Consider the following 25,483-nt stretch of genomic DNA (forward strand, 5'->3'; position numbering starts at 1 on the left):
CAGCCCGACACATGCTAAAGGATACCGCAAATGTACTTGTTCTTGGCTTTTTTATTGGTTCCGATCATCGAGATTGCCCTGTTCATACAGGTTGGCGGCCTGATCGGACTGTGGCCGACGCTTGCAATCGTGGTCCTGACCGCCGTTTTGGGCACTATATTGGTGCGGACACAAGGTCGCATGGCGCTGGCCAATCTGCAGCGGTCCTTCGCTGAACTGGACGACCCGACTGAGCCGTTGGCCCACGGGGCGATGATCCTGTTGTCCGGCGTGTTGTTGCTGACGCCGGGGTTTTTCACTGATGCCATTGGCTTTGCTTTGCTTGTTCCCGGCATCCGGGTGGCGGTGTTTCGCTATCTCAAGTCCAAGGCCACCATCACACATTTCCAGATGGGTACCGGCACGCAATTCCGGTCTGGGCCAAACCCGTTTGATCAGGACGATGTGATTGACGGAGAGTTTACCGAGGTTCGACCACGTCAGGAGCCCTCAAAGCCCTCGAAATGGGTGGAAGGGCCGCACCAGCATTGAGCTACCCCGCCCAACTTGCTAAGCAGTGGCGAATTTCATTTTCGGAGTAGATCCATGGCCGACGAAGACGCCACAGAAAACACAGCGGCCCAGGCCGCCCCGCAAATCCAGATGCGCGTTCTGGGACAGTTCATTCGCGATCTGTCCTTTGAAAACGTGATGGCGCAGAAGGGCGTTTCGGGCGATGTACAGCCCGAGATTTCGGTTCAGGTGAACCTGGACGCCAAGAAACGCCCGGCAGATCACCAGTTTGAAGTTTCGATCAAGCTGAAACTGACATCAAAAGCCAAAGGCATGGAAGACGTTCTGTTCCTGTGTGAGCTCGACTATTGCGGTCTGTTCCATGTGGAAGGCGTGCCCGAGGACCAGCTGCACCCGTTCCTGATGATCGAGTGCCCGCGCATGCTGTTCCCGTTCCTGCGCCGCATCGTCAGCGACATCACCCGCGACGGTGGCTATCCACCGGTCAATCTGGACAATATCGATTTCGTCGCGCTGTACCGCAATGAGCTGGCACGCCGTCAGGCTGCTGCTCAGGCACAACAAGCTGACGCATAAGTATCTGACCCGCGCGTGGCTTGGGTCAGGCGCGGGTCCACAGGGCGTTCTCGCCCAGTTTCTCTATAAATTGTTGATGCGCCGCGCGCTCGTCTTCTGTGATGCGGGACGGCAATGCCGTCGGGCGCGCGGTCGGGCGCCATTCATCCGCCCCACCAGCTGCGTTTGAGGCCGCCGAGGCCAAGCCGAAATCGGGCTGTCTTCCACCGATCAGCTCCAGATAAACCTCGGCCAGAATTTCCGAGTCGAGCAGCGCGCCGTGCAAAACCCGGTTCGAGTTATCGATGCCAAACCGGCGGCACAATGCATCCAGCGAAGCTGGCGATCCCGGAAACCGCTTGCGTGCAATAGCAAGCGTATCGATTGCCTGATCCATCGGGATCAGCGGCACGCCCATCCACTTGAGTTCCGCATTCAGGAACTTCATGTCGAACGAAGCGTTGTGAATTACCAGCTTGGCGTCGCCCACAAAATCGCGGAAACTCTGGCCTACTTTTGCGAAGACTGGCTTGTCCTTCAGCGTTACCTCACCCTTTTCAGGCGGGCGTGGGTTTTCCAGCAGGTCGGGGCCGATACCGTGTACGCCGAATGCCTCGTCGGGCATCGACCGTTCGGGGTTGATATAGACGTGATAGGTCTCGCCCGTGGCGACGTGGTTCCACAGCTCAACCGCACCAATCTCGACGATCCGGTCACCGCTTTCGGGATCGAACCCTGTGGTTTCAGTATCGAGTACAATCTCACGCATCTGCCATCCCCGCCCGTATCCGCCTGACCACATCCTGCACCTGCGCGCGGGCATGGTCCAGCGTATCCGTCACAATCACATAATCCGACCGCGCGCATTTCTCTTCATTCGGCATTTGCTTGGAGCGGATCTGCTCAAACTGCGCCTCGGTCATCGTACCGCGTTCCATCACCCGACGCTTTTGTTCCTCTGCCGGGATTGAGACGCAGGCAACAGCGTCCATTGCAGCGTCACCCCTGGTTTCAAACAGCAATGGAATGTCGAAGACCAAAATATCAGCTGTCGCCGAGTCCCGAAACGCCGCCCGATCCGCAGCGACCATCGGATGCACAATCGCCTCGATCCGTTTCAGGGCGGTTGCGTCCCCTGCGATGATCCGCTTCAACGCATCACGGCTGACCGCGTCATCAATAACAGCCTCAGGGAAAGCCGTGCGCATTAGCTCGACCGCCATACCCCCTTTGGAATACAGCCGATGCACCGCCGCATCCGCGTCCCACAGCGCACAGCCTTCATCCACGAACATCTGCGCCGTAGTGCTTTTGCCCATCCCAATGGAACCGGTCAGGCCCAGCGCGAAACTCATGCCAGCACTGCCGCGCGCAGATCCTCGTCCACCTCGGGGCGGATACCGAACCAGCACTCAAAACCGGGAACCGCCTGATGCAACAGCATTCCAAGGCCATCGACAGTGGTGCATCCGGCCTCTTCCGCGGTCTGTAGCAGCCGGGTTTTCAGCGGTGCATAAACCAGATCGGTGACCACGGCACCGGGTTGCAGCCCATCCAGCGGCACACGCAGTTCCGGCTGGCCCTGCATCCCCAGCGAGGTCGTGTTGACCACCAGTTCAGCGGTTTCGATCACATTGCCAGCCTGCACCCAGTCGATCACTGTAATGCGCTGGCCGAACTCTTCTTTCAGGTGATCCGCGCGCGTGCGCGTGCGATTGGTCAGCAAGATTTCAGGGACACCGGCCTCGGCCAACGCCTGCAGGACCGCGCGCGCGGCCCCTCCGGCTCCAAAAACCACAGCCGGTCCATCACCCGGCACCCAATCCGGCGCGCCGCTGCGCAGATTTTGCATGAACCCATAACCATCGGTGTTATCTGCATGGATCGAGCCATCCTCGCGGAACACCAGCGTATTGGCCGCCCCGATTACCGAGGCGCGGTCCGAAACGTGATCGGCCACCCTCAGCGCAGCCTCTTTATGCGGGACGGTGACGTTGGCACCAACAAAGCCTGCCTTTGGCAAAGTGCGCAGAACTTGCTCCAAATCCGCCGGGGCGACATCCATTGGAATATAATGCCCGGCCAGCCCGTAGGATTTCAGCCAATGCCCATGCAAAACAGGAGATTTCGAATGCGCAATCGGGTGTCCGATCACCCCGGCCAAAGGAATGCGGGTCTTGGTCATTGTTCAATCACACCTTTGATTGCCAGGAAATTCAACAGCTCAAGCAGGGGCATACCCAAGACGTTAAAATAGTCTCCGTCAATGGTCGCAAACAATCGCACGCCTTCTTCCTCCAGCTTATAAGCCCCAACCGCGTGGCGAATGCTGTCCCAGTTCCGGTCGATATAGTCGCGCAGATAAGCATCCGAGCTCATCCGCATCCGTAACCGCACCTGCCCGACATGCCGCCAGATCGGTTCACCGTCCTGATAGATCACAGCGGCAGAAAGCAGTATATGCCGTTTACCCCGCATCGCCTTCAACTGCGCCAGCGCCTCTTCGAGGCTTTGAGGTTTCGACAGCAACTGCCCGTCGAAATCCAGCACCTGATCGCAACCCAGCACCATCGCACCGGGGTTCTTGTCACTGACCTTGCGTGCTTTCATCTCAGCCAGCGTATCGGCGATATCGCGCGGCGATGCACCCTCCGCCAACAGCGCTTGCTTGGCGGTATCCTCATCCACGCGTGCGGTCTGCACGTCAAAGGGCACACCCGCGTTGCGCAGCAACTGCGCCCGGATGGCCGAACCTGAGGCCAGCAGAATGGGGACAGACATGTGGAAAACCACCTGTGTAAATCGTTGAGCGTTCCTGAATGGTTTGTATGGTTTTCCGGTTGACACGCAAGCCCGGGATTTTGGTGCAAAACTTCCCCGAGTCGTTCGAACACCATCCAATCTGGGTAAGGATAACTCAGATTGGCAGGATAACCGTTATGTCCCAACTTACTCTGAGAGTTATCCCCAGAAGTACGAACAAAGATACCTATTAACTATATGAAATATAAAGTTTTTCTATTTCGCCAACAGAATCGCTTGCGTACCGGAAGAATTCATCCACCTGGGGAAAACCCATGGGTAAAAAAGTAATCCACGGATTTTACGCACCCTACAAAACCATCATCCTTTTTCTTTTCTTATTTTTTTATTAGGGAGAGTTCCGAGCAACGTTCGGAGCCAAAATGACCGATCTTCTTTTCACGATATATCCGTGGGTGAAGTCACTGCATATCATGGCCGTGATTTCATGGATGGCCGGTTTGTTTTATCTGCCCAGGTTGTTCGTCTATCACGTTGAAAAGGCGCAAGCGGTCGACGGGGCAGAACAGATTTTCTTTGAAATGGAAGAGAAACTGCTGCGGGTGATCATGCGCCCTGCAATGATCGTGGCCTGGGTCTGTGGCTTGATCATGGTGTTCACCCCGGGCATCGTTGGCTGGGATTGGAGCTGGCCCTGGATCAAGGGCGCGGCGGTGATCGGGATGACCTGGTTCCATCATTGGCTGATGGCACGGCGCAAAGACTTCGCAGAGGGCCGAAATAAGCTCACAGGGCGGCAGTATCGCATGATGAATGAGGTTCCGACTGTTCTGATGGTTGCCATCGTTCTGGCGGTCGTAGTGAAGTTCTGAGCGCCTATTTGACTCCGCTCGTCCGGACGCATATGTAGATCACAACACGCCCGTCCGGGCGGCGTATCTTCCGTACTGAAATTCCACTTCGTGCCGCATGATCAGCGGTGAAGGTATATATCATGACAACTGACGCCCTGAATCTGGCTGACCTGAAAGCCAAAAGTCCCAAAGACCTTCTGGCGATGGCCGAAGAGCTGGAGATCGAAAACGCCTCGACCATGCGTAAAGGCGAGATGATGTTCCAGATTCTGCGCGAGCGCGCGGATGAGGGTTGGACCGTTGGTGGCGATGGTGTGCTGGAAGTCCTGCAGGATGGCTTTGGCTTCCTGCGCTCGCCCGAGGCGAACTATCTGCCGGGTCCTGATGACATCTATGTCTCTCCGGAGATGATCCGCCAGCACTCGTTGCGCACCGGGGATACGGTTGAGGGCGAGATCAAGGCACCGGATGAGAACGAGCGGTACTTTGCTCTGACAAAGGTCACCAAGATCAACTTCGAAGATCCGGACAAGGCCAAGCATAAGATCCTGTTCGACAACCTGACGCCGCTGTATCCCGAAGAGCGTTTGAAGATGGAGATCGAAGATCCGACCATCAAGGACAAGTCGGCCCGTGTGATCGACCTAGTCTCGCCCATCGGTAAAGGTCAGCGTTCGCTGATCGTGGCCCCGCCGCGGACCGGTAAAACCGTGATCCTGCAGAACATCGCGCATTCGATCGAACAGAACCATCCAGAGTGTTACCTGATCGTGTTGCTGATCGACGAACGCCCTGAAGAGGTGACGGACATGCAGCGCTCGGTGAAGGGTGAGGTTGTATCTTCGACCTTCGATGAACCGGCGACTCGCCACGTGGCTGTGTCTGAGATGGTGATCGAAAAAGCCAAGCGTCTGGTCGAGCATAAACGAGATGTTGTTATTCTTCTCGACTCGATCACAAGACTTGGTAGGGCGTTTAACACAGTGGTTCCGTCCTCGGGTAAAGTTCTGACCGGTGGTGTGGACGCAAACGCGTTGCAACGGCCCAAGCGTTTCTTCGGTGCTGCCCGGAACATTGAAGAGGGTGGCTCGCTGACCATCATCGCCACTGCGCTGATCGATACCGGCAGCCGGATGGACGAGGTGATCTTCGAAGAATTCAAAGGCACGGGTAACTCGGAAATCGTTCTGGATCGCAAGATTGCAGACAAGCGCGTGTTCCCGGCAATCGACATCCTCAAATCCGGTACCCGGAAAGAGGACCTGCTGGTCGACAAGGGGGATCTGGCCAAGACCTTCGTTCTGCGCCGCATCCTCAATCCGATGGGCACGACCGACGCGATCGAGTTCCTTCTGTCCAAGTTGAAACAGACCAAGACGAATTCGGAATTCTTCGATTCAATGAACACCTGACGCCGAACCGGCACTGTCGCGGGGGCTATCCATGGATACGATATTCGCCCTGGCCAGCGCCCAGGGCAAAGCAGGTGTAGCGGTCATTCGCCTTTCGGGGCCTGATGCCCATGAGGCCGCGAACACGTTGGCCGGGGGCGGGCTACCCCAACGCGGGATGCATCTGCGCACATTGTGCACGCCAGATGGCGCGCGCCTGGATGGCGGGTTGGTGCTGACCTTTCAGGCCCCGGCTAGTTTCACAGGTGAAGACGTGGTTGAGTTGCAGATTCACGGCAGTACCGCCTCGGTCAATGCAGTTCTGCGTTGCCTGTCTGACTTGGATGGATTGCGTCTAGCGGAGCCGGGTGAGTTCACGCGTCGAGCCTTGGAAAATGGCAAGATGGATTTGGCTCAGGTCGAAGGGCTTGCCGATTTGATCGACGCTGAAACCGAAGCGCAGCGTAAACAGGCTCAAACCATTCTGGCCGGCGCGCTTGGTTCCCTGGCTGAGGTTTGGCGGCGGGATCTGATCCGGGCGGCGTCATTGCTGGAAGCTGTGATTGATTTCGCAGATGAAGAAGTACCGACAGATGTAACGCCCGAAGTCCGGAGCCTGATTTCTGGTGTAAAGGCTGATCTGACTCGTGAGGCCAATGGCGTACAGATTGCTGAGCGGATCCGTACTGGATTTGAGGTTGCGATTGTTGGTCTTCCGAATGCCGGGAAGTCAACGTTGCTGAATGCTTTGGCGGGTCGAGAGGCAGCAATCACCTCGGAATACGCAGGCACAACGCGAGATGTGATCGAGGTACGAATGGATCTCGCAGGCTTGCCCGTCACATTGTTGGACACGGCCGGTTTGAGAGAGACTGAGGATCATGTCGAAAACCTCGGGATTGAACTGGCGCGCAGCCGTGCGGATGCTGCCGATTTACGTGTGTTTCTGACTGACAATCCAGACTCCTTGGGTGTTGATATGCAGAAGGGTGATATCCATGTTCTGCCAAAATCTGATCTGCGCGACGATTCCGAAGACGGAATCTCGGGTAAAACCGGGCAGGGGATCGATAGGCTCATAGACAACATTTCGCGTGTCTTGAGTGACCGAACTACCAGTCATGGTATTGCGACACGCGAAAGGCATCGAATTGCGATGATAAGGGCAAGTGAGGCATTGAACGCCGCGCAGGCGGTTCTGGAATCAGGTCCCGATATGTATGATATAGCAGCAGAAGAGCTGCGAACTGCCATTCGTGCACTTGAATCGCTGGTGGGAAGAATCGATGTCGAAACTCTTCTGGATGAGATATTCGCCAGTTTCTGTCTGGGTAAGTGAGGAGTGTTTCACGTGAAACATTCGGAGTTTGATGTTGTCGTGATTGGTGCCGGCCATGCAGGGGCTGAGGCCGCCCATGCAGCCGCCCGTATGGGTGTGTCGACTGCTCTGGTCACTTTGTCCGAACGGGATATTGGGGTGATGTCCTGTAACCCCGCCATCGGAGGTCTTGGGAAAGGCCATCTGGTTCGCGAAATCGATGCGTTGGACGGTGTCATGGGCCGTGTGGCAGATCAGGCAGGCATTCAGTTCCGCCTTTTGAACCGCCGAAAAGGGCCGGCAGTGCAGGGCCCGCGCGCGCAGGCTGATCGCGCACTGTATCGCGCGGCCATGGTTCAAGCCACTCAGAATCAGCCGAATTTAACCATCATCACTGGTGAAGTGGTCGATTTTCGAATGGATGGAAAACGCGTAACCGGGGTTGTTTTGGCGGATGGTTCGGTGATCCCATCGCAGACTGTTATCCTGACATCCGGCACATTTCTACGGGGCGTCATTCATATTGGCGACGTTTCGAAGCCCGGAGGTCGCATGGGCGACCGACCCTCAGTGAAGCTGGCAGAAAGATTGGACGGCTTCGCACTGCCGATGGCGCGTCTGAAAACCGGGACACCTCCACGCCTCGATGGCCGGACAATCGACTGGGATGTGCTGGAGCGGCAGGATGGCGATACCGAACCTACCTTGTTTTCGTTCCTGTCGGAATCGGTGACGGCGCCGCAAATTGCCTGTGGTATCACACATACCAACGCCAAAACGCATGAGATTATCGAGCGTAATCTGTCGCGGTCCGCGATGTACGGCGGGCATATTGATGGCGTGGGGCCTAGGTATTGCCCCTCGATCGAAGACAAGATCGTGAGATTTGCGGATAAGGACTCGCATCAGATTTTTCTAGAGCCCGAGGGCGTAAACGATCACACGGTGTACCCCAATGGTATTTCCACATCATTACCTCAGGATGTTCAGGTTGAATATGTGCGCTCGATCAAAGGGCTTGAGCAGGCCGAAATCCAGCAACCGGGCTATGCGATCGAATATGACTATGTTGATCCTCGAGTCTTAGATGCTTCCCTGTCGCTGCCTGATGTACCGGGGCTATATCTTGCGGGCCAAATCAATGGAACCACAGGATATGAGGAGGCGGCCGCCCAAGGTATAGTAGCCGGTCTGAACGCTGCCAGAGAAGTTCAGGGGCTGGAATCGGTGTTTTTTACACGTTCTGACAGCTATATCGGCGTAATGATCGACGACCTGACCACTCGTGGTGTTGCGGAACCGTATAGAATGTTTACCTCACGAGCAGAATTCCGTCTTTCGCTTCGCGCTGACAATGCAGATCAACGTTTGACGCCATTGGGAATTGAGCTTGGCTGCGTGGGAGAGAAGCGGCGATCAGCCTTTACCGAAAAACTGAATAAGCTTTTGGCGGCAAAATCAAAACTCACAGAACGGACTTTTACGCCGAAAGAAATTCGCGCAGCTGGAATCGAGGTCAATCAGGACGGTAATCGCCGGGATGGTATGGCTGTCCTGGCCTTTCCGAATGTTGTATTCGAAGATTTGATAGCGCTTGAACCAGAACTCTCCCAAACCGATGACGGGACACGCCGTCAGATTGAGCGAGATGCGCTTTATGCCAATTACATTGCGCGACAACAGCGGGATGTCGAGGCTATGAAGCGAGATGAATCACATGTGATTCCAAGGGATTTTGACTATTTCTCGCTCGATGGTCTCTCGACGGAAATGAAGCAAAAACTGTCCCAGGCCAAACCAGCTAATATCGCTCAGGCGGGTCGGGTTGAAGGCGTGACGCCGGCGGCATTGACTCTGGTGCTGGCAAAGCTTCGTCGCGATATGAAGGTGCGTAAAGCATGAGTGCCATCCAAGGTGCGGCGCCCGATAACCTGAATGTTTCACGTGAAACATTGGAGCGCTTGCGCAAATATGTTGAACTTGTTGAGCGTTGGAATCCCAAGATAAACCTGGTTTCGCGTAACAGTCTTAAAGAAATCTGGACCCGTCACATCCAGGATTCGGTGCAAGTGTTTCACTGCTCAGGTTCCGTCGCTCATTGGGTGGACCTGGGAAGTGGTGGGGGATTTCCGGGCATGGTTTGCGCGATCATGGCGCTTGAAACTGCTCCGGACACGCAGTTTACCTTAGTTGAAAGCGATCAACGCAAATCGGCGTTTCTGCGCAATGTTGCACGAGAAACTGGCGCGAATTGCAAAGTCATATCCAAGCGAATCGAAGATGTTGAACCGCTTCGGGCAGACATCCTGTCCGCACGGGCGTTGTCAGATCTGACCAGTCTATTGTCCTTTTGTGATAGGCATTTAAGCCCTGAAGGCGTTGCTTTGTTGCCGAAAGGCGCAACCTGGAAAAAAGAATTGGATGAGGCCTGCAAGGAATGGAAATTCGAGGTTGAGCCGATTACAAGTTTAACGGAACCTCAAGCCGTTATCCTGAAGATCAAAGGAGTCTCTCGTGGTTGATCTGTCTCGCCCTGCCGGGCCCCGGATTATTGCGGTTGCCAACCAGAAGGGCGGGGTGGGAAAGACGACAACAGCGATTAATCTGGCAGCTGGATTGGCAGAAGCGGGTTGCAAGGTTTTGGTCGTGGATCTCGATCCTCAGGGTAATGCCTCGACCGGTTTGGGTGTCGAGGACCGGGATTGGACGACATATGATCTCATACTCGATGATGCCCCGTTGGAGGCCGTTGTTCAGGAAACAGAGATCAGCAATCTCTATGTTGTTCCAGCGACGGTTGACCTTAGCTCAGCGGATATTGAACTGATTTCAAACGAAAAACGCAGTTATTTGTTGCATGACGCGTTGCGTCAGACTGCAATAGATACCTTTGGGTTGGACTTTGTGCTGATCGATTGCCCTCCGTCGCTGAATTTGCTGACTGTAAATGCAATGGTCGCGGCGCATTCTGTCCTCGTGCCACTACAGAGCGAGTTTTTTGCGCTTGAAGGTCTGTCCCAGCTCATGCTGACCATTCGAGAGGTGCGCCAGACCGCGAATCCAGACCTTAGAATCGAAGGTGTTGTGTTGACCATGTATGACAACCGCAACAACTTGTCCCGTCAGGTTGAAAAGGATGCGCGTGACAATCTGGGTGAGATGGTATTTAAAACCAAGATACCCAGGAATGTACGGGTGAGCGAGGCACCGTCTTACGCGTTGCCGGTTCTGCAGTATGATTCCGGGTCTCTTGGGGCGATGGCCTATCGGCATCTTGCTCGAGAGATCATGCATAAGAATAACAAAGTAGCCGCCTAAGCGGACGTCAGGAGGGCATAGTGAGCGTCAAGAAAAGCAAATCCCGGGGATTAGGTCGCGGCTTGTCGGCATTGATGGCTGATGTAGCGCCCGAGGCGGATGGTCGGATCACAGCTGAACCGCGCCGTCCTGATCTGAAGGTTCCGATTGAAAAACTGCAAGCAAACCCAGATCAGCCACGCCGCCGGTTCGCGCAAGAGCAACTGGACGAACTTGCGGCTTCGGTCAAGGAAAAGGGGATCATTCAGCCTCTGATCGTACGCAGCATCACAGGTGGACAATATGAGATTGTCGCTGGCGAGCGTCGCTGGCGCGCGGCCCAGATGGCGCAACTGCATGAAATCCCTGTCATTATTCGTGAGTTCGATGACACTGAGGTGCTTGAGGTCGCCATCATCGAAAATATTCAGCGCGCGGATCTGAATGCAGTGGAAGAAGCTGCCGGTTTCAAGCAGCTGATGGATCGTTTTGGTCACACGCAGGAAAAACTGGCCGAGGCTTTGGGCAAAAGCCGCAGCCACATCGCGAACCTGCTGCGTCTGCTCTCATTACCGATGGATGTGCAGACGCTGATCATTGAAGGCAAGCTTTCAGCAGGACACGCGCGAGCGTTGATCACCGCGGAAAACCCGTCAGAGCTGGCAAAACAGGTGGTGCGCGATGGGCTGTCGGTACGCGCGACCGAGGCTTTGGTCAAAAAACAACAGGGCGATGCTGATAAGCCCGCTCCCCGATCCAGAAACCTGAATGCTGGAAAGGATGCCGATACACGCGCGCTGGAGAAAGACTTGTCAGCGATTCTCGCGATGAAGGTGACCATCAACCACAAGGCTGGTGCGGAATCGGGGCAGGTGGTGCTGGCTTATGAGAATCTGGATCAGTTGGACGATCTGTGCGCCAAGCTCAGCCGTTAGGGCGCGTCCAGATAAAGATCATGACACACCCAAGCACAATGGCCTGAATGATCAGGACATGTGTCGGAACTGAGATCACGACTGACAGGCCAAACACGGCGGCAATCGAAACGGTGGCCGCCTTTTTTGCCGCTGGTCGGATTGCACCTGAGCTTTGCCAGTCGACAATCATCGGTCCAAAAGTTCGGTGGCTGAGCAACCAGTTGTGCAGCCGTGACGACGAACGTGCGAAGAAAAATGCAGCCAGCAGTAGAAACGGTACAGTTGGAAGCAGGGGCAGGGCAACGCCAATCATGGCAAGCGCAACGCAGAGCAATCCCAGACCGGCCCAGAGATATTGCATGCGCTACTCCAACAATTCCCGGATTACGGCATTCAGCACGGCGCGCCCATCAGATGTCGCCTGCAATCGGTTTTCGCCAATCGTGATCATGCCGATATCACTTAAAGCCTGTAGTTTTTCCTGCGCTAAGGGCTGGTCTGCGAGAGCTTGATATCTCTCAATATCTAGTCCTTCAACTATGCGAAGACACATCATAAGGTATTCGGTGGCCTGATCCTGACGGCTCAGTTCTAAACGATTGTTCTCTCCTGATCCATTCTCGGCAGACTTGAGCCATTTCGTCGGGGCCAGGTGGGTTTCGGTTGCAAACTTTCGTCCATTCAGCGTGATCCGACCATGAGCGCCGGGGCCGATGCCGACGTAATCACCATAGCGCCAATAGATCAGGTTATGCTGCGATTCCGAACCGGGCCGCGCGTGGTTTGAGACCTCGTAAGCGGGTAAACCGTGGGCCTCGCAGATCTCTTGCGTGGCCAGATACATATCGGCGGCGCTATCATCTTCGGGCAGGCCGCGCAGTTTTCCAACAGCATACCGGTCACCAAAGGCCGTGCCGTCCTCGATCGTCAATTGATAGAGAGACAGATGATCGATGGCCATCGAAAGGGCTTCGGTCAACTCTGTGCGCCATGCATCCAGAGTCTGATGCTGCCGGGCGTAGATCAGATCAAAGCTGACGCGGTCAAAACAATTGCGGGCGATATCGATGGCTGCTCGGGCCTCGGCGACGGTATGAATGCGGCCCAGACGGCGCAGATCGTCATCGTTCAGCGCCTGCACGCCCATCGAAATACGATTGACCCCGGCGTCTTGATAGGCGGCGAACCGGCCAGCCTCGACCGAGCCGGGATTGGCCTCAAGCGTTATTTCCATGTTGTTGGCGGGGCGCCAAAGGGCGCGGGCTTGGTCGATCACGGCGGCAACGGTGTCCGGGTCCATCAGAGACGGGGTGCCGCCGCCAAAGTAGATCGTGTTCAACACGCGATCTGGTGTTTCAGCGGCAGAACGTTTCAGTTCACTAAGATAGCAATCAAGCCATTGTTTTTGAACGATACTTTTGGAAACATGGCTGTTGAAGTCGCAATAAGGGCACTTAGCCTCGCAGAAGGGCCAATGCACGTACAGGCCAAAGCCCCCATTGCGCCAATCATCCGCCAAAGCAGCCTTTCACGAACATCTCAACCGCGCGGCCGCGATGGCTGATCTTGTTCTTTTCCCAACGATCCATCTCGGCAAAGGTAATGTCGTATCCGTCGGGGACAAACATCGGGTCATAGCCAAACCCGCCTTCGCCCCGTATTGGCCAGACCAGATGACCGGGGGCGATGCCCTCGAATACCTCATCGTGACCATCGGGCCAGGCCAGAACCAATGTGCTGCGGAACTGCGCGGTGCGGGGATGTGCGGCACCTTTAGCCTCCAGCTCAGTATGGGCACGAGTCATGGCCATCAGGAAATCGCGGCCATTTCCGGTTTCGGCCCAGTCGGCGGTATAGACACCGGGCGCGCCGTCCAGAGCATCAATGGTGATCCCGGAGTCGTCCGACAGGGCAGGCAGGCCGGTCGCCTTCGCAGCGGCATGAGCTTTGATCCGGGCGTTGCCGACAAATGTGTCTTCGGTCTCTTCCGGTTCGGGCAGGTTCATTTCACCCGCGCCGACCACCGTCACGCCAAAGGGTTCGAGGAGATGCGCCATCTCCTCAAGCTTGCCCTTGTTGTGGGTGGCAACCAGCAGCCTGTCCCCGTCGAACCTGCGGGTCATGCGGTGGCGGCCTTTTGTGCTGCGGCCAGCTCGCCCACGCCTTTTTCGGCCAGATCCATCAGTTGGTCCATCTGGGCGCGGCTGAAGACCGAGCCTTCGGCGCTCATCTGAACCTCGATCAGTTTGCCTGAACCGGTCATGATGAAATTACCATCCACACCGGCCTCACTGTCTTCGGGATAGTCGAGGTCCAGAACCGGCTGACCAGCATAGATACCGCAGGACACAGCGGCAACCGGATCGACCAGCGGATCGGAAATCACCTCTCCCTTCTTCATCAGCTTATTGACGGCCAGACGCAGCGCAACCCAACCACCGGTGATCGAAGCGCAGCGGGTTCCGCCATCAGCCTGGATCACATCACAGTCGACAGTGATCTGTCGTTCACCCAGGGCGACCCGGTCCACACCGGCGCGCAACGCACGGCCAATCAGGCGCTGAATTTCCACAGTCCGACCACCCTGCTTGCCCGAGGCAGCCTCGCGCCGCATCCGCGTATTCGTCGCCCGTGGCAGCATTCCATATTCGGCGGTGACCCAACCCAGCCCTGAGCCTTTGATGAAGGGTGGTACGCGATCCTCGATCGTGGCGGTGCACAGCACGTGGGTATCGCCCATCTTGATCAGGCAGGAACCTTCGGCATGTTTGGTAAAGCCCGTTTCGATTGAAACGGCGCGCATTTCGTTTAGATCACGTCCTGAGGGTCGCATGGGAATTCCTTTATCTACTGGGTTGGGGATACCGCCCCGCAGCGTTACGATGCAACCCCGATTGACCTTTCATTTACCTGCGATTTAATGACGATCCAGCAGGGGACCGCCGATGAGTGAAGCGAGCAAAATTCTGGATGAGATGAACGACCGATCACGGGAAGTATTCCGGCTGATCGTCGAAAGTTATCTGGACAGCGGTGAGCCTGTCGGCAGCCGCACGCTGACGCGTACTTTGTCCGAAAAAGTCAGCGCCGCCACTGTGCGCAACGTCATGCAGGATCTGGAGTTTCTGGGCCTGCTGGACAGCCCTCATATCAGTGCGGGGCGTATTCCGACCCAGCAGGGGCTGCGTATGTTTGTCGATGGGTTGCTCGAAGTTGGCGATTTGGGTGCGGATGATCGGCAGAAACTAGACGAGACTTTAGGCTCTAACGCGGGCGATGTGGGCGGAATGCTGGACCGTGTGGGATCGGCATTGTCACACGTGACACAAGGTGCCTCTCTGGTTCTGACACCCAAGCACGAGGCCGAGATCAAGCATATCGAGTTCGTCTCTCTGGGCCATGACCGGGCTTTGGTGGTTCTGGTATTCTCGGACGGTCACGTGGAAAACCGGCTGTTCACCCCCCCGCCAGGGCAGACACCCAGTTCAATGCGTGAGGCGGCGAACTTTCTGAATGCGCTGATCGAGGGGCGCACGCTCAGCGAAGTGCGGCGTCAGATGCAAAGCCAGATCGACGCCCGCAGACAAGAAATCGACGTGCTGGCGCGTGAGATGGTCGAGAGCGGGATGGCCGCTTGGGACAGCGATGGCGGCGACTCGGCCCGTTTGATTGTGCGCGGGCGGGCGAATCTGTTGAATGAACCGGGTCAGACTGAAGAGTTGGACCGGATCCGAACGCTGTTTGACGATCTGGAACGCAAACGTGACATCGCCGAATTCCTCGAATTGACCGAAGATGGCGAGGGTGTGCGCATTTTTATTGGTTCCGAGAACAAACTTTTCTCACTTTCGGGTTCCTCTTTGGTGGTGTCTCCATATATGAACGCTGATCGAAAGATAATCGGTGCGGTCGGGGTCATCGGACCCACACGTCTGAATTACGGGCGGATCGTGCCAATCGTGGATTATACGGCGCAACTGGTCGGCAAGCTGATATCCGACCGGAGCTAGAGGGTAAGAGATGGCAGAGCCCAAGAACGAAGAATTTCTGGACGATATCATGTCCGCAGAAGCGGAAGAGTTTGCCGAGGAATTTGCTGAGATCAGCGAAGAGGCGCTGGAGATCGATCAGCTGCGTGCTGAGCGAGACGACTATAAAGACAAGTTCATGCGTGCGCTGGCCGACGCCGAGAACGCCCGCAAGCGCGGCGACAAGGCGCGCCGGGATGCTGAGCAGTATGGCGGGTCGAAACTGGCGCGCGACATGCTGCCGGTCTATGACAATATGAAGCGCGCACTTGAGGCCGCGACCGATGAGCAGAAAGAGGTTGCCGCCGGTCTGCTGGAAGGTGTGGAGCTGACCATGCGGGCGTTGAAGGACGTGTTCCAGAAGCACGGGATTGAAGTGATCACGCCCGAAGTTGGCGACCGGTTTGACCCGAATGTACATGAGGCAATGTTTGAGGCTCCGGTGCCTGGCACCAAAGCCGGGGACATCATTCAGGTCTCGGCCGAAGGTTTTATGCTGCATGACCGCCTGCTGCGCCCGGCGCAGGTCGGCGTTTCGTCGATGCCTGCAAGCTAAGCAGTTATAAAAACAAGAATTTTGAGGCGGTCAGGATCTGGCCGCCTCTTTCAATTTATAGATCAGGTCCAACGCTTCGCGCGGGGTCAGCTCATCCGGCAGGATCTCGTCGAGCATATCCGTGACCGGTGAGGCCTTGGGTGCCGAAGGCGGAGGAGGCGGCGCTGCTGAAAACAAGGGCAGGTCGTCGATCAAGGCCTTTTGCTTGCCACCCTCACGCTCGGTTTTTTCCAACTGATCCAACACGACGCGGGCGCGCTCAACCACGGATGCAGGCAGACCGGCGAGTTGGGCGACCTGAACACCATAGGAACGGTCGGCGGCGCCTTTGTGCACCTCGTGCAGGAAGATCACCTCACCTTCCCATTCCTTGACCGCGACGGTGGCGTTGTCGACGCCCTCCAGATTTCCTGCCAAGGCGGTTAATTCATGGTAGTGGGTCGCAAACAAGGCACGACATTTGTTGGCGGCATGTAGGTGTTCCAGTGTCGCCCAGGCGATGGACAGGCCGTCATAGGTGGCGGTGCCGCGGCCAATTTCATCAAGAATGACCAGCGCGCGGTCGTCAGCCTGATTGAGGATGGCAGCGGTCTCCACCATCTCGACCATAAATGTCGAGCGGCCCCGGGCCAGATCGTCCGACGCGCCGACACGGCTGAACAGCTGGCTGACGACACCGACATGCGCCCGTTCTGCCGGAACATAGCTGCCCATTTGCGCCAACAGGGCGATCAGCGCGTTCTGGCGCAGGAAGGTTGATTTACCAGCCATGTTGGGACCTGTCAGCAGCCAGATGGCAGCACCGTCCTCGGCGCTCAGATCACAATCATTGGCGATGAACGCATCGCCACTTTGCTGGCGCAGCGCATGTTCTACGACCGGATGGCGACCGCCTTGCACATCGAACGCGCGCGAGGCATCGACCTGCGGTCGACACCAGTTCTCTCCGCGTGCCAGATCTGCCAAGGCGGTGGTCAAATCCAGCTCAGCCAGCCCGCGCGCGGCTTGGTTCAGGCGGGCGGCGAGGGTAAGAATCTCGTCAGATAGCCTTTGATAGAGCCTTTTTTCGATCTCCAAAGCCAGATTTCCTGCGTTCAGGATACGGGTTTCGATCTCGGAGAGTTCGACGGTGGTAAAGCGCACCTGATTGGCAGTGGTTTGACGGTGAATATAGGTCTCGCTGAACGGCGGGTTCAGCATTTTTTCGGCATGTGTGGCGGTGGTTTCGATGAAGTAACCCAGCACGTTGTTATGCTTGATCTTCAACGAAGCAATGCCGGTATGCTCTGCATATTTCTGCTGAAACCCGGCGATGACCGAGCGACCTTCGTCGCGCAAAGTTCGGGCCTCATCCAGTTCCGAGTCAAAGCCGGGGGCTATGAAGCCTCCGTCACGAGCCAATAGCGGCGGTTCGGCAACCAGCGCCTCGTCAAGCAGACCCAAGAGGTCATCAAAGCCGACAAGGTTTTGAACGGCTGTAGACAGCAATATTGGCAGGTCCTGCGTACCGCAAAGCTCGGCAATCGTTGACGCCTGAGTCAGTCCGTTGCGAACGGCGGCCAGATCGCGCGGCCCTCCACGCTCAAGGGAAAGCCGCGAAAGGGCGCGGTCCAGATCCGGGGTCTTGCGCAGCGCCTCGCGCAGGTCTGAGGCGGTCAAGCTGTCCTCAGCCGCGAAAGTCACCGCATCCAGCCGGGCATGGATCACATCCAGATTGCGCGAAGGGCTGGACAGGCGCTGCTCCAGCAGCCGCGCACCACCGGGTGTGACGGTGCGGTCGACCACAGACAGCAGCGATCCGGCCCGACCACCGGACAGAGATCGGGTCAGTTCCAGATTGCGGCGTGTGGCGGCGTCGATCTGAACGACGCGATCCTCGGATTCCTTTAAAGGTGTTTGCAGCAGGGGCAATTTGCCCTTCTGCGTGATCTCCAGATAGTCAATCAGCGCGCCCAAGGCGGACACTTCGGCGCGCCCGAAGGAACCAAACGCATCCAGCGCGCCCACGTGAAACAGACCGCAGATGCGTTTCTCTGCCGCTGTGCTATCGAAACTTGCGCGCCCGATAGGGGTGAGTGAGATACCCAGATCGCGAACCGGTTCTTGCAGCGGCTGATCCGCGCCATCCGCCACGATCAGCTCGGACGGAGCCAATCGCGCAAGCTCGGGGCTTAAACGAACGGATGTCAAAGGCATCACGTGAAACGCACCGGTTGAGATATCAGCCCAAGCCAGCGCAGCCTCGTCCCGCACCTCAGAATAGGCGGCTAGAAAGTTGTGACGGCGGGCTTCCAGCAAGGCGTCTTCCGTCAGCGTGCCGGGCGTCACCAAACGCACGACATCGCGCTTTACCACTGATTTAGAGCCTCTTTTCTTCGCTTCAGCCGGGCTTTCCATCTGCTCGCAGACGGCGACGCGAAAGCCTTTGCGGATCAGGGTCAGTAGATAGCCCTCGGCCGAATGGACCGGCACGCCGCACATCGGAATATCGGTCCCGTTGTGTTTGCCACGTTTGGTCAAGGCGATGTCCAACGCTTCAGCAGCGTTGACGGCGTCCTCGAAAAACATCTCGTAGAAATCGCCCATGCGGTAGAACAGCAGGGCGTCGGCATGGGCCTCTTTGATCTCAAGATATTGCGCCATCATTGGCGTGACTGTGGACAAAAGCGGCCCCCTATTGGCGTCTTCCGGACGCGACCTTACAAATCCCCTTCGTGCGACGAAAGGTGAAAACGCATTGTCGTTGAGGCGCGCGCGCGCCTGCGCTATGACGCATCAGCCCTGAAGTCATGGAAACGACCCAAAAGATGCCCAAAGCGAAGATCACCAAAGAAGAGGCACTGGCCTTTCACCTGGACCCGACCCCCGGCAAGTGGGAGGTGCAGGCCACCGTTCCCATGACCACGCAGCGCGATCTGTCGCTGGCCTACAGCCCCGGTGTTGCTGTTCCATGTGAAGCCATCGCCGAGGCACCCGAAACGGCCTATGACTATACCAACAAGGGCAATCTGGTTGCCGTGATCTCGAATGGCACAGCCGTTCTGGGCCTTGGCAATCTCGGTGCGCTGGGCTCGAAACCGGTGATGGAGGGGAAATCTGTCCTGTTCAAACGGTTCGCCGATGTGAACTCGATCGATATCGAATTGGACACTGAGGACCCGGATGAGTTCTGCCGCGCGGTTCGCCTGATGGGGCCGACCTTTGGCGGTATCAACCTTGAGGACATCAAGGCACCTGAATGTTTCATCATCGAACAGCGCCTGAAGGAGGAGATGGACATCCCCGTCTTCCACGATGATCAGCACGGCACAGCGGTGATCTGTGCGGCGGGTCTGATCAACGCGCTGCATATCTCGGGCAAGAAGATCGAGGATGTGAAGATCGTTCTGAACGGGGCCGGGGCTGCGGGCATCGCCTGTATCGAACTGCTCAAGTCGATGGGCGCGCGGCATGAGAACTGCATCGTCTGTGACACCAAGGGCGTGATCTATCAGGGTCGGACCGAGGGCATGAACCAGTGGAAATCGGCGCACGCGATCTCCACCGATCTTCGGACTCTCGAAGAAGCGATGAAGGGGGCCGATGTATTCTTGGGCGTATCGGTCAAAGGCGCCGTGACACAAGATATGGTTGCCAGTATGGCCGACAATCCTGTGATCTTCGCCATGGCCAACCCGGATCCCGAGATCACGCCGGAAGAAGCCCATGAAGTGCGCGTCGATGCCATCGTCGCCACCGGACGCAGCGATTACCCGAACCAGGTCAACAACGTTTTGGGTTTTCCCTATCTGTTCCGCGGCGCTTTGGACATTCATGCCCGCGCCATCAATGATGAGATGAAAATCGCTTGCGCCCATGCGCTGGCCAATCTGGCGCGTGAGGACGTGCCGGATGAGGTTGCCATGGCTTATGGCAAGTCGCTGACCTTTGGGCGTGATTACATCATCCCGACGCCGTTTGATCCGCGCCTGATCCACCGTATTCCGCCTGCTGTCGCCAAGGCGGGTATGGACACTGGCGCAGCCCGCCGTCCGATCATCGACATGGACGCCTATGAGCTGAGCCTCAAATCCCGCATGGACCCAACTGCCAGCATCCTGCGCGGCCTGAACGCCCGTGCGCGTCAGGCACAAAGCCGGATGATCTTTGCCGAGGGCGACGATCCCCGCGTCTTGCGCGCCGCAGTGACCTATCAGCGCTCGGGCTTCGGCAAGGCGTTGGTTGTGGGCCGTCCGGACGATGTCAAACTCAAGCTGGAAGAAGCTGGATTGGGGGATGCGGTACGCGAGTTGGAAGTGGTGAATGCGGCCAACACCACACATCTCGAGACCTATACAGACTTTTTGTATAAACGCCTGCAGCGTAAGGGTTTTGACCGGAAAGACATCTACCGCCTCGCGGCGCGCGACCGGCATGTGTTCTCATCCCTGATGCTGGCGCATGGTCATGGCGACGGTCTGGTGACCGGTGCTACGCGCAAATCGGCGCATGTGCTGGATCGTATCAATCACGTATTTGATGCCGATGCCGCCCATGGTGCAGCCGGTGTGACTGCACTGCTGCACAAAGGTCGTATCGTTCTGATCGGTGACACATTGGTGCACGAATGGCCCGATGAAAATGATCTGGCCACGATCGCCGAACGTTCGGCCGCGGTGGCGCGTCACATGGGGTTGGAGCCTCGGGTGGCCTTTGTCAGCTTCTCGACCTTTGGCTATCCGGTGTCCGAGCGGGCTGAGAAGATGCACCGCGCGCCGGTGGTTCTGGACCAGCGCGGCGTCAACTTCGAGTACGAGGGCGAGATGACCGTGGACGTCGCGCTGAACGTGGATCAGCAAGCTGGATACCCGTTTCAGCGCCTCACCGGGCCGGCCAATATCCTGATCGTGCCGGCGCGGCACTCGGCTTCGATCTCGACCAAACTGATGCAGGAAATGGGCGGGGCGACCGTGATCGGCCCGATCCTGTCCGGCGTCGACAAGCCGATTCAGATCTGCTCGACCGTCTCGACCGCGAATGACATTCTGAACATGGCTATTCTGGCCTCCTGCGATATTGGATAGACCATGACGATCTGGAACCTGGGCTCGATCAACGCGGATATGGTATATGCCCTGCCGCATTTGCCGGAAGCGGGCGAAACCTTAGCGGCGGGCGGGCTTGATCGGTTTCTGGGTGGCAAGGGGGCCAATATGTCGGTGGCGGCAGCCCGGGCTGGGGCGCGGGTGGCGCATATCGGCGCCGTCGGGTCAGATGGGCGCTGGGCGCGCGACCGATTGACCGAATATGGGGTTGATACCCGGTTTATCTCTGAGACCGACACCCCAACCGGTCATGCAATCATCGCCGTGGATGCCGAGGGTGAAAACCTGATCATCCTCTACCCCGGTGCCAATCACGCGTTGGAGGCGCAGCAGCTGCAACGGGCCTTGGGTGAGGCCGTCACCGGGGACGTTTTGGTGATGCAGAACGAAACCAACGCACAGATCGAGGCAGCACGGCTGGGCCGCGACCTTGGCCTGACCGTTTGCTACGCCGCCGCCCCATTTCAGGCCGACGCGGTTCAGGCTGTCCTGCCATTTCTGGATTTCCTGATCCTGAACGAGGTCGAGGCCGAGCAGTTGCAGGCCGCGTCAGGCCTTGCGCCCTCGGACCTGCCTGTAGAGCATGTGATCGTGACGCTGGGTGCAAAAGGCGCGCGGTATTACCATCAAGGCCATGACCCTCAGCAGTTCGAGGCCCATAAGGTCAGCGCTGTCGATACGACCGGCGCGGGGGATACCTTCACCGGATATGTGCTGGCGGGGATGGATCGAGGGATGCCGATGGCGCAGGCGATCGCCCAAGCGATGCGTGCCGCGGCCCTGATGGTCACGCGGCACGGCACAGCGGATGTTATTCCGGATTTGAAAGAGGTGCGCGAGGCGCAGCTCGATTAAGACCCAGCGAAGGGCGCAGCGCTACCCCACAATTGCCGGACACGGTCATCGCGGCCACACGCATTTCGATAGGCCTTATAAGCGTTCTTCTGGCGCTTGGGGCCAAAGCGGGTAAAGACCAGCTTGTCACCCTTGTAGTAATCCTGATGGTATTCTTCGGCCGGATAGAATGTGCCTTCCTGCAGGATCGGTGTGACGACGGTCTGCCCCAATGCCTGCTGAGCATTACCTTTGGCTTTCTGCGCTAGCGCCTTTTCCCCTGTGTTAGAGACGAAAATGGCGGTGCGATAGCTGTCGCCCCGATCACAGAACTGGCCGCCTGCATCGGTGGGATCAACCGAGCGGAAGAACATGTTCAACAGTGTTTCACGCGATACTTTGGCGGGGTCGAAAGTGATCTGAACCGCCTCATAATGACCGGTGCCACCTTTGGACACCTGATCATAGGTGGGGTTCGCCGTCTTGCCACCGGTATAGCCTGACACCGCCCCAAGCACGCCGGGGACGGATTCGAAATCGGATTCCACGCACCAGAAACAGCCTCCGGCGACCGTCAGCGTCTCGGACCCCGCTGCCGGGGCGGGCAGAGCACGCAACATGGCCGTCAGCAGGATCAGCGCAAACAGCAGAGAGGGTTTGATGCAGTTCAGATAAGCAGTCCGGGTCATGGCAGGTCTCCTTCCGAGACCAAGCTGCCCTCAGTTTCACCCGCTTGCAATGCGCTGACATCGTTTGTCACGTGCTGGTGAGACGAGTTTATCCGTGATCGCCCGTTACCCCAGCAACTGCCCCAACTTCATCGCGACACCTATATTGCCCGAAATCTTCAGCTTACCCAGTGCAACCCCCGTCATCGGGTTCAGCTTTCCGGTCAGCAGCTTGGTCAGGTTGTCCTGCGAGATGCGGATGGTGCAGTCTGTCTCACGATCTTCGGTCGAAGCTGTGTTGTCGGCCAAAACGATCACGCCGTCATCGCCGCAATCGAATTTGAGCGATCCGTCAAAGTTCTTGCCATCCAGACCTTTTTGAATCCCGTCGGCGATGTCCTGCAGCATGATCCGTCCTTTTCCTGATTGACGTATGCGTAAAGACACTCCCATGCGTCGATCAAGCCTGACGCAGCGGGAAGACGCCCACAAAAAAGCCCGGCATCCAAAGGATTGCCAGGCTTTGGTGTCGATATGTGAGTTCGCTTACTTGCTCAGCCGCTTGTCGCGTGCGGCCAGCAGTTTCAGGCGCAGCGCGTTCAGCTGAATGAAACCAGCTGCATCTTTCTGGTCATAGGCACCAGCGTCTTCCTCAAAGGTCACATGCGCCTCGGAATAGAGCGAATGATCAGACCAACGGCCAACGGTCGAGGCCAGACCTTTGTACAGTTTCACCCGCACGGTGCCGGTGACGTGCTCTTGCGACTTGTCGATGGCGGCCTGCAGCATCTCACGCTCGGGCGAGTACCAGAAGCCGTTATAGATCAGCTCGGCGTATTGCGGCATCAGCTGGTCTTTCAGATGCATCGCGCCACGGTCCATGGTGATGGACTCGATCCCGCGATGCGCTTCCAACAGGATGGTGCCGCCCGGCGTTTCATAGATGCCTCGCGATTTCATGCCCACGAAACGACCCTCGACCAGATCGAGACGGCCAATGCCGTGCTTGCCGCCATATTCGTTCAGCTTGGTCAGGATGGTGGCCGGGCTCATCGCCTCGCCATTGATGCTGACCGCGTCACCTTTTTCAAAGCCGATTTCGATGAATTCGGGCTCATTCGGCGCGTCCTCGGGATGGACGGTGCGCTGATAGACATAGTCGGGCGCCATATCGGCGGGGTCTTCCAGAACCTTGCCCTCGGACGAGGTGTGCAGCAGGTTCGCGTCGACCGAGAAGGGCGCCTCGCCGCGTTTGTCCTTGGCAATCGGGATCTGGTTCTGTTCCGCAAATTCCAGCAGCTTGGTGCGGCTGGTCAGGTCCCACTCGCGCCACGGCGCGATCACCTTGATATCGGGGTTCAGCGCGTAAGCGGCCAGTTCAAAGCGAACCTGATCGTTGCCCTTGCCGGTCGCACCATGGGCGACAGCGTCAGCGCCGGTTGCCTCAGCAATCTCGACCAGGCGTTTCGAGATCAGCGGTCGTGCGATCGAGGTGCCCAGCAGGTACAGCCCCTCATATTGCGCGTTGGCGCGGAACATCGGGAAGACGAAATCGCGGACGAATTCCTCGCGGATGTCTTCGATATAGATGTTCTCGGGTTTGATCCCCAGCAGCTCGGCTTTCTTGCGCGCGGGCTCAAGCTCCTCACCCTGACCCAGATCGGCGGTGAAGGTCACGACCTCACAACCATACTCGGTCTGCAGCCATTTCAGAATGATCGAGGTATCAAGGCCACCGGAATAGGCCAGAACAACTTTCTTGGGCGCGGACATCTGACTTCCCTTTATGCGTAGAACGACTGGCCCCTAACGGGTTTTGGACGCGGGGGCAAGCAGCGTGGATTGACGCAGGGCGGGAATTCAAGTGAAACGGGCGGACAGAGAACAAGGATTGGTTGAGGGGGCAGTATTTATGCAGGGATTAGAAATATTCGTGCATTCGGTGAAGATGGTTTTGAGGAACCTGAAGCAGGCTCTCCAGATTTCGTTGGTGCCTGCGCTGATTGGAGGCCTGATCGTCATAGCTCTCAGTGTTCTGTTTGGCATTTCATTCGAGGATATCTCGACGGAGCCGAACGGCTTGCCTGACGCCGCTTCGTCAGGTGCGATTGCAGGCTTTCTTCTGAGTGTGCTGCTTTCGATTTTTACGATCATGCTTTGGATCGTCGTGTCCTGGCATCGTTTCGTGCTGCTCGAAGAATATCCGGTCGGTTTTCTTCCCGCATTCAGATCGGATCGCGTATTGGCCTATTTTGGGAGACTCCTGATGCTGCTGCTGCTGGCAGCAGTCGCTATGATCCCGGCCATGTTTGTCATAGGGATGTTGGGGCAAGCTCCGGCGGTGGTGGGAATCCTGGTCTGGTTTTTGGTTGTCGTATTGCTGACGGTGGCATTCTATCGGGTTTCTCCGATCCTGCCCGGTGCGGCAATCGGACGAAACCTGAAGCTGTCGGAAGCCTGGCAGGCAACAGCTGGTGCCGAGGGTGCAATTGTCCTGTTGGTGATCCTGTCGGCGCTGTTTCAGATGCTGCTTCAGTTTCTGGCATCTATATTGCTGTTTGTTCCGATCATTGGGCCGTTGGTTGTGGTCTTTGCCATGATGCTGGTGGTTCCATTGATCAATGTCAGCATCCTGACGACGATCTATGGCGTCTTCATCGAAAAGCGCGAACTCTCCTGACCCGCGTACACATATGTATTCCTTG

General features: G+C 57.1%; 26 protein-coding genes. 14 read left to right on the forward strand and 12 right to left on the reverse strand.

Translation table 11 applies throughout. The features are described from left to right. Positions 1-30: 30 nt before the first annotated feature. Positions 31-531 (forward strand): FxsA family protein, encoded by a 501-nt coding sequence (locus tag ACR0NF_RS09455; protein ID WP_480471324.1) that lies wholly within the window; start codon positions 31-33, stop codon positions 529-531. 54 nt (positions 532-585) lie between these two features. Then, entirely contained in the window at positions 586-1,089 is a 504-nt protein-coding gene (secB, locus tag ACR0NF_RS09460; RefSeq protein WP_480471325.1) for a protein-export chaperone SecB, read from the forward strand. A 25-nt stretch (positions 1,090-1,114) separates the two neighbouring features. On the opposite strand, the gene dnaQ is transcribed toward secB, so the two are convergent. Genes dnaQ through ACR0NF_RS09480 form a run of 4 tightly spaced genes read right to left on the reverse strand, consistent with a single transcriptional unit; the run spans position 1,115 to position 3,849 of the window. Beyond that, positions 1,115-1,837 carry a DNA polymerase III subunit epsilon gene (gene dnaQ / locus ACR0NF_RS09465; RefSeq protein WP_480471326.1) on the reverse strand — a complete coding sequence of 241 codons (723 nt, stop codon included), beginning with the start codon at positions 1,835-1,837 and terminating at the stop codon, positions 1,115-1,117. Then, positions 1,830-2,423, reverse strand: a complete 594-nt coding sequence (coaE, locus tag ACR0NF_RS09470; protein WP_480778144.1) for a dephospho-CoA kinase — start codon at positions 2,421-2,423, stop codon at positions 1,830-1,832. Before coaE ends, dnaQ begins: the two co-directional genes overlap by 8 nt. Next, the gene (locus ACR0NF_RS09475; RefSeq protein WP_480778145.1) at positions 2,420-3,253 is read right to left on the reverse strand and encodes a shikimate dehydrogenase; all 834 of its coding nucleotides are present in this window, start codon (positions 3,251-3,253) and stop codon (positions 2,420-2,422) included. The genes coaE and ACR0NF_RS09475 overlap by 4 nt, the downstream gene beginning before the upstream one ends. Further along, the gene (locus ACR0NF_RS09480; protein WP_480471329.1) at positions 3,250-3,849 is read right to left on the reverse strand and encodes a Maf family protein; all 600 of its coding nucleotides are present in this window, start codon (positions 3,847-3,849) and stop codon (positions 3,250-3,252) included. The genes ACR0NF_RS09475 and ACR0NF_RS09480 overlap by 4 nt, the downstream gene beginning before the upstream one ends. Before the next feature lie 404 nt (positions 3,850-4,253). Here ACR0NF_RS09480 and ACR0NF_RS09485 point away from each other — a divergent pair, with 404 nt between their 5' ends. The 7 genes from ACR0NF_RS09485 (at position 4,254) to ACR0NF_RS09515 (ending at position 11,626) form a co-directional block, all read left to right on the forward strand. Further along, positions 4,254-4,703 carry a CopD family protein gene (locus ACR0NF_RS09485; RefSeq protein ID WP_480471330.1) on the forward strand — a complete coding sequence of 150 codons (450 nt, stop codon included), beginning with the start codon at positions 4,254-4,256 and terminating at the stop codon, positions 4,701-4,703. Between the two features lie 122 nt (positions 4,704-4,825). After that, entirely contained in the window at positions 4,826-6,097 is a 1,272-nt protein-coding gene (gene rho / locus ACR0NF_RS09490; protein ID WP_480471331.1) for a transcription termination factor Rho, read from the forward strand. 31 nt (positions 6,098-6,128) lie between these two features. Next, positions 6,129-7,415 carry a tRNA uridine-5-carboxymethylaminomethyl(34) synthesis GTPase MnmE gene (gene mnmE / locus ACR0NF_RS09495; protein WP_480778146.1) on the forward strand — a complete coding sequence of 429 codons (1,287 nt, stop codon included), beginning with the start codon at positions 6,129-6,131 and terminating at the stop codon, positions 7,413-7,415. Between the two features lie 12 nt (positions 7,416-7,427). Further along, entirely contained in the window at positions 7,428-9,296 is a 1,869-nt protein-coding gene (gene mnmG / locus ACR0NF_RS09500; protein WP_480471333.1) for a tRNA uridine-5-carboxymethylaminomethyl(34) synthesis enzyme MnmG, read from the forward strand. Continuing rightward, entirely contained in the window at positions 9,293-9,916 is a 624-nt protein-coding gene (rsmG, locus tag ACR0NF_RS09505; protein ID WP_480471334.1) for a 16S rRNA (guanine(527)-N(7))-methyltransferase RsmG, read from the forward strand. Before mnmG ends, rsmG begins: the two co-directional genes overlap by 4 nt. Next, complete coding sequence (locus ACR0NF_RS09510; protein ID WP_480471335.1) at positions 9,909-10,712, forward strand: ParA family protein; 804 nt, start codon at positions 9,909-9,911, stop codon at positions 10,710-10,712. Before rsmG ends, ACR0NF_RS09510 begins: the two co-directional genes overlap by 8 nt. 20 nt (positions 10,713-10,732) lie before the next feature. Continuing rightward, positions 10,733-11,626, forward strand: a complete 894-nt coding sequence (locus ACR0NF_RS09515) for a ParB/RepB/Spo0J family partition protein (protein WP_480778147.1) — start codon at positions 10,733-10,735, stop codon at positions 11,624-11,626. On the opposite strand, the gene ACR0NF_RS09520 is transcribed toward ACR0NF_RS09515, so the two are convergent. From ACR0NF_RS09520 to rph, 4 genes are read right to left on the reverse strand one after another with little or no spacing between them, the layout of a single operon-like run. Beyond that, positions 11,616-11,969, reverse strand: coding sequence for a YbaN family protein (locus tag ACR0NF_RS09520; RefSeq protein WP_480660131.1), 354 nt, complete (start codon positions 11,967-11,969; stop codon positions 11,616-11,618). The two genes, ACR0NF_RS09515 and ACR0NF_RS09520, sit on opposite strands and share 11 nt — an antisense overlap. Positions 11,970-11,972: 3 nt before the next feature. After that, the gene (gene hemW / locus ACR0NF_RS09525; protein ID WP_480778148.1) at positions 11,973-13,127 is read right to left on the reverse strand and encodes a radical SAM family heme chaperone HemW; all 1,155 of its coding nucleotides are present in this window, start codon (positions 13,125-13,127) and stop codon (positions 11,973-11,975) included. After that, positions 13,117-13,731 (reverse strand): RdgB/HAM1 family non-canonical purine NTP pyrophosphatase, encoded by a 615-nt coding sequence (gene rdgB / locus ACR0NF_RS09530; RefSeq protein WP_480778149.1) that lies wholly within the window; start codon positions 13,729-13,731, stop codon positions 13,117-13,119. Before rdgB ends, hemW begins: the two co-directional genes overlap by 11 nt. Then, positions 13,728-14,441, reverse strand: coding sequence for a ribonuclease PH (gene rph / locus ACR0NF_RS09535; protein WP_480778150.1), 714 nt, complete (start codon positions 14,439-14,441; stop codon positions 13,728-13,730). The genes rdgB and rph overlap by 4 nt, the downstream gene beginning before the upstream one ends. Positions 14,442-14,553: 112 nt before the next feature. Between rph and hrcA the strand changes: the two genes are divergently transcribed. Together hrcA and ACR0NF_RS09545 are read left to right on the forward strand one after the other, a co-directional pair. Next, positions 14,554-15,618 carry a heat-inducible transcriptional repressor HrcA gene (gene hrcA / locus ACR0NF_RS09540; RefSeq protein ID WP_480471341.1) on the forward strand — a complete coding sequence of 355 codons (1,065 nt, stop codon included), beginning with the start codon at positions 14,554-14,556 and terminating at the stop codon, positions 15,616-15,618. A 10-nt stretch (positions 15,619-15,628) separates the two neighbouring features. Further along, the gene (locus ACR0NF_RS09545) at positions 15,629-16,192 is read left to right on the forward strand and encodes a nucleotide exchange factor GrpE (RefSeq protein WP_480660135.1); all 564 of its coding nucleotides are present in this window, start codon (positions 15,629-15,631) and stop codon (positions 16,190-16,192) included. A 30-nt stretch (positions 16,193-16,222) separates the two neighbouring features. Here the strand turns inward: ACR0NF_RS09545 and mutS are convergent, their stop codons facing one another. Continuing rightward, a complete protein-coding gene (gene mutS, locus ACR0NF_RS09550) occupies positions 16,223-18,838 on the reverse strand; it encodes a DNA mismatch repair protein MutS (protein ID WP_480778216.1) in 2,616 nt (871 codons plus the stop codon). 161 nt (positions 18,839-18,999) lie between these two features. Here mutS and ACR0NF_RS09555 point away from each other — a divergent pair, with 161 nt between their 5' ends. Continuing rightward, on the forward strand, positions 19,000-21,255 hold the full coding sequence (locus ACR0NF_RS09555; protein WP_480471937.1) for an NADP-dependent malic enzyme: 2,256 nt from the start codon (positions 19,000-19,002) through the stop codon (positions 21,253-21,255). A gap of 3 nt (positions 21,256-21,258) precedes the next feature. After that, positions 21,259-22,131: a ribokinase gene (locus ACR0NF_RS09560; RefSeq protein ID WP_480471343.1), complete on the forward strand. Its 873-nt coding sequence runs from the start codon at positions 21,259-21,261 to the stop codon at positions 22,129-22,131. Here the strand turns inward: ACR0NF_RS09560 and msrA are convergent. The 3 genes from msrA to ACR0NF_RS09575 all read right to left on the reverse strand — a co-directional run bounded on the left by msrA (position 22,128) and on the right by ACR0NF_RS09575 (position 24,551). Further along, positions 22,128-22,799 (reverse strand): peptide-methionine (S)-S-oxide reductase MsrA, encoded by a 672-nt coding sequence (gene msrA / locus ACR0NF_RS09565; RefSeq protein WP_480471344.1) that lies wholly within the window; start codon positions 22,797-22,799, stop codon positions 22,128-22,130. The genes ACR0NF_RS09560 and msrA overlap by 4 nt on opposite strands. A gap of 105 nt (positions 22,800-22,904) precedes the next feature. Beyond that, positions 22,905-23,186, reverse strand: coding sequence for an SCP2 sterol-binding domain-containing protein (locus tag ACR0NF_RS09570; RefSeq protein WP_480471345.1), 282 nt, complete (start codon positions 23,184-23,186; stop codon positions 22,905-22,907). Between the two features lie 138 nt (positions 23,187-23,324). After that, positions 23,325-24,551: an argininosuccinate synthase gene (locus tag ACR0NF_RS09575; protein ID WP_171171502.1), complete on the reverse strand. Its 1,227-nt coding sequence runs from the start codon at positions 24,549-24,551 to the stop codon at positions 23,325-23,327. A gap of 139 nt (positions 24,552-24,690) precedes the next feature. Between ACR0NF_RS09575 and ACR0NF_RS09580 the strand changes: the two genes are divergently transcribed. Then, complete coding sequence (locus tag ACR0NF_RS09580) at positions 24,691-25,458, forward strand: hypothetical protein (RefSeq protein WP_480778151.1); 768 nt, start codon at positions 24,691-24,693, stop codon at positions 25,456-25,458. The last annotated feature ends 25 nt before the right edge of the window (positions 25,459-25,483 follow it).

The organism is Ruegeria sp. CF4 (assembly GCF_056537345.1).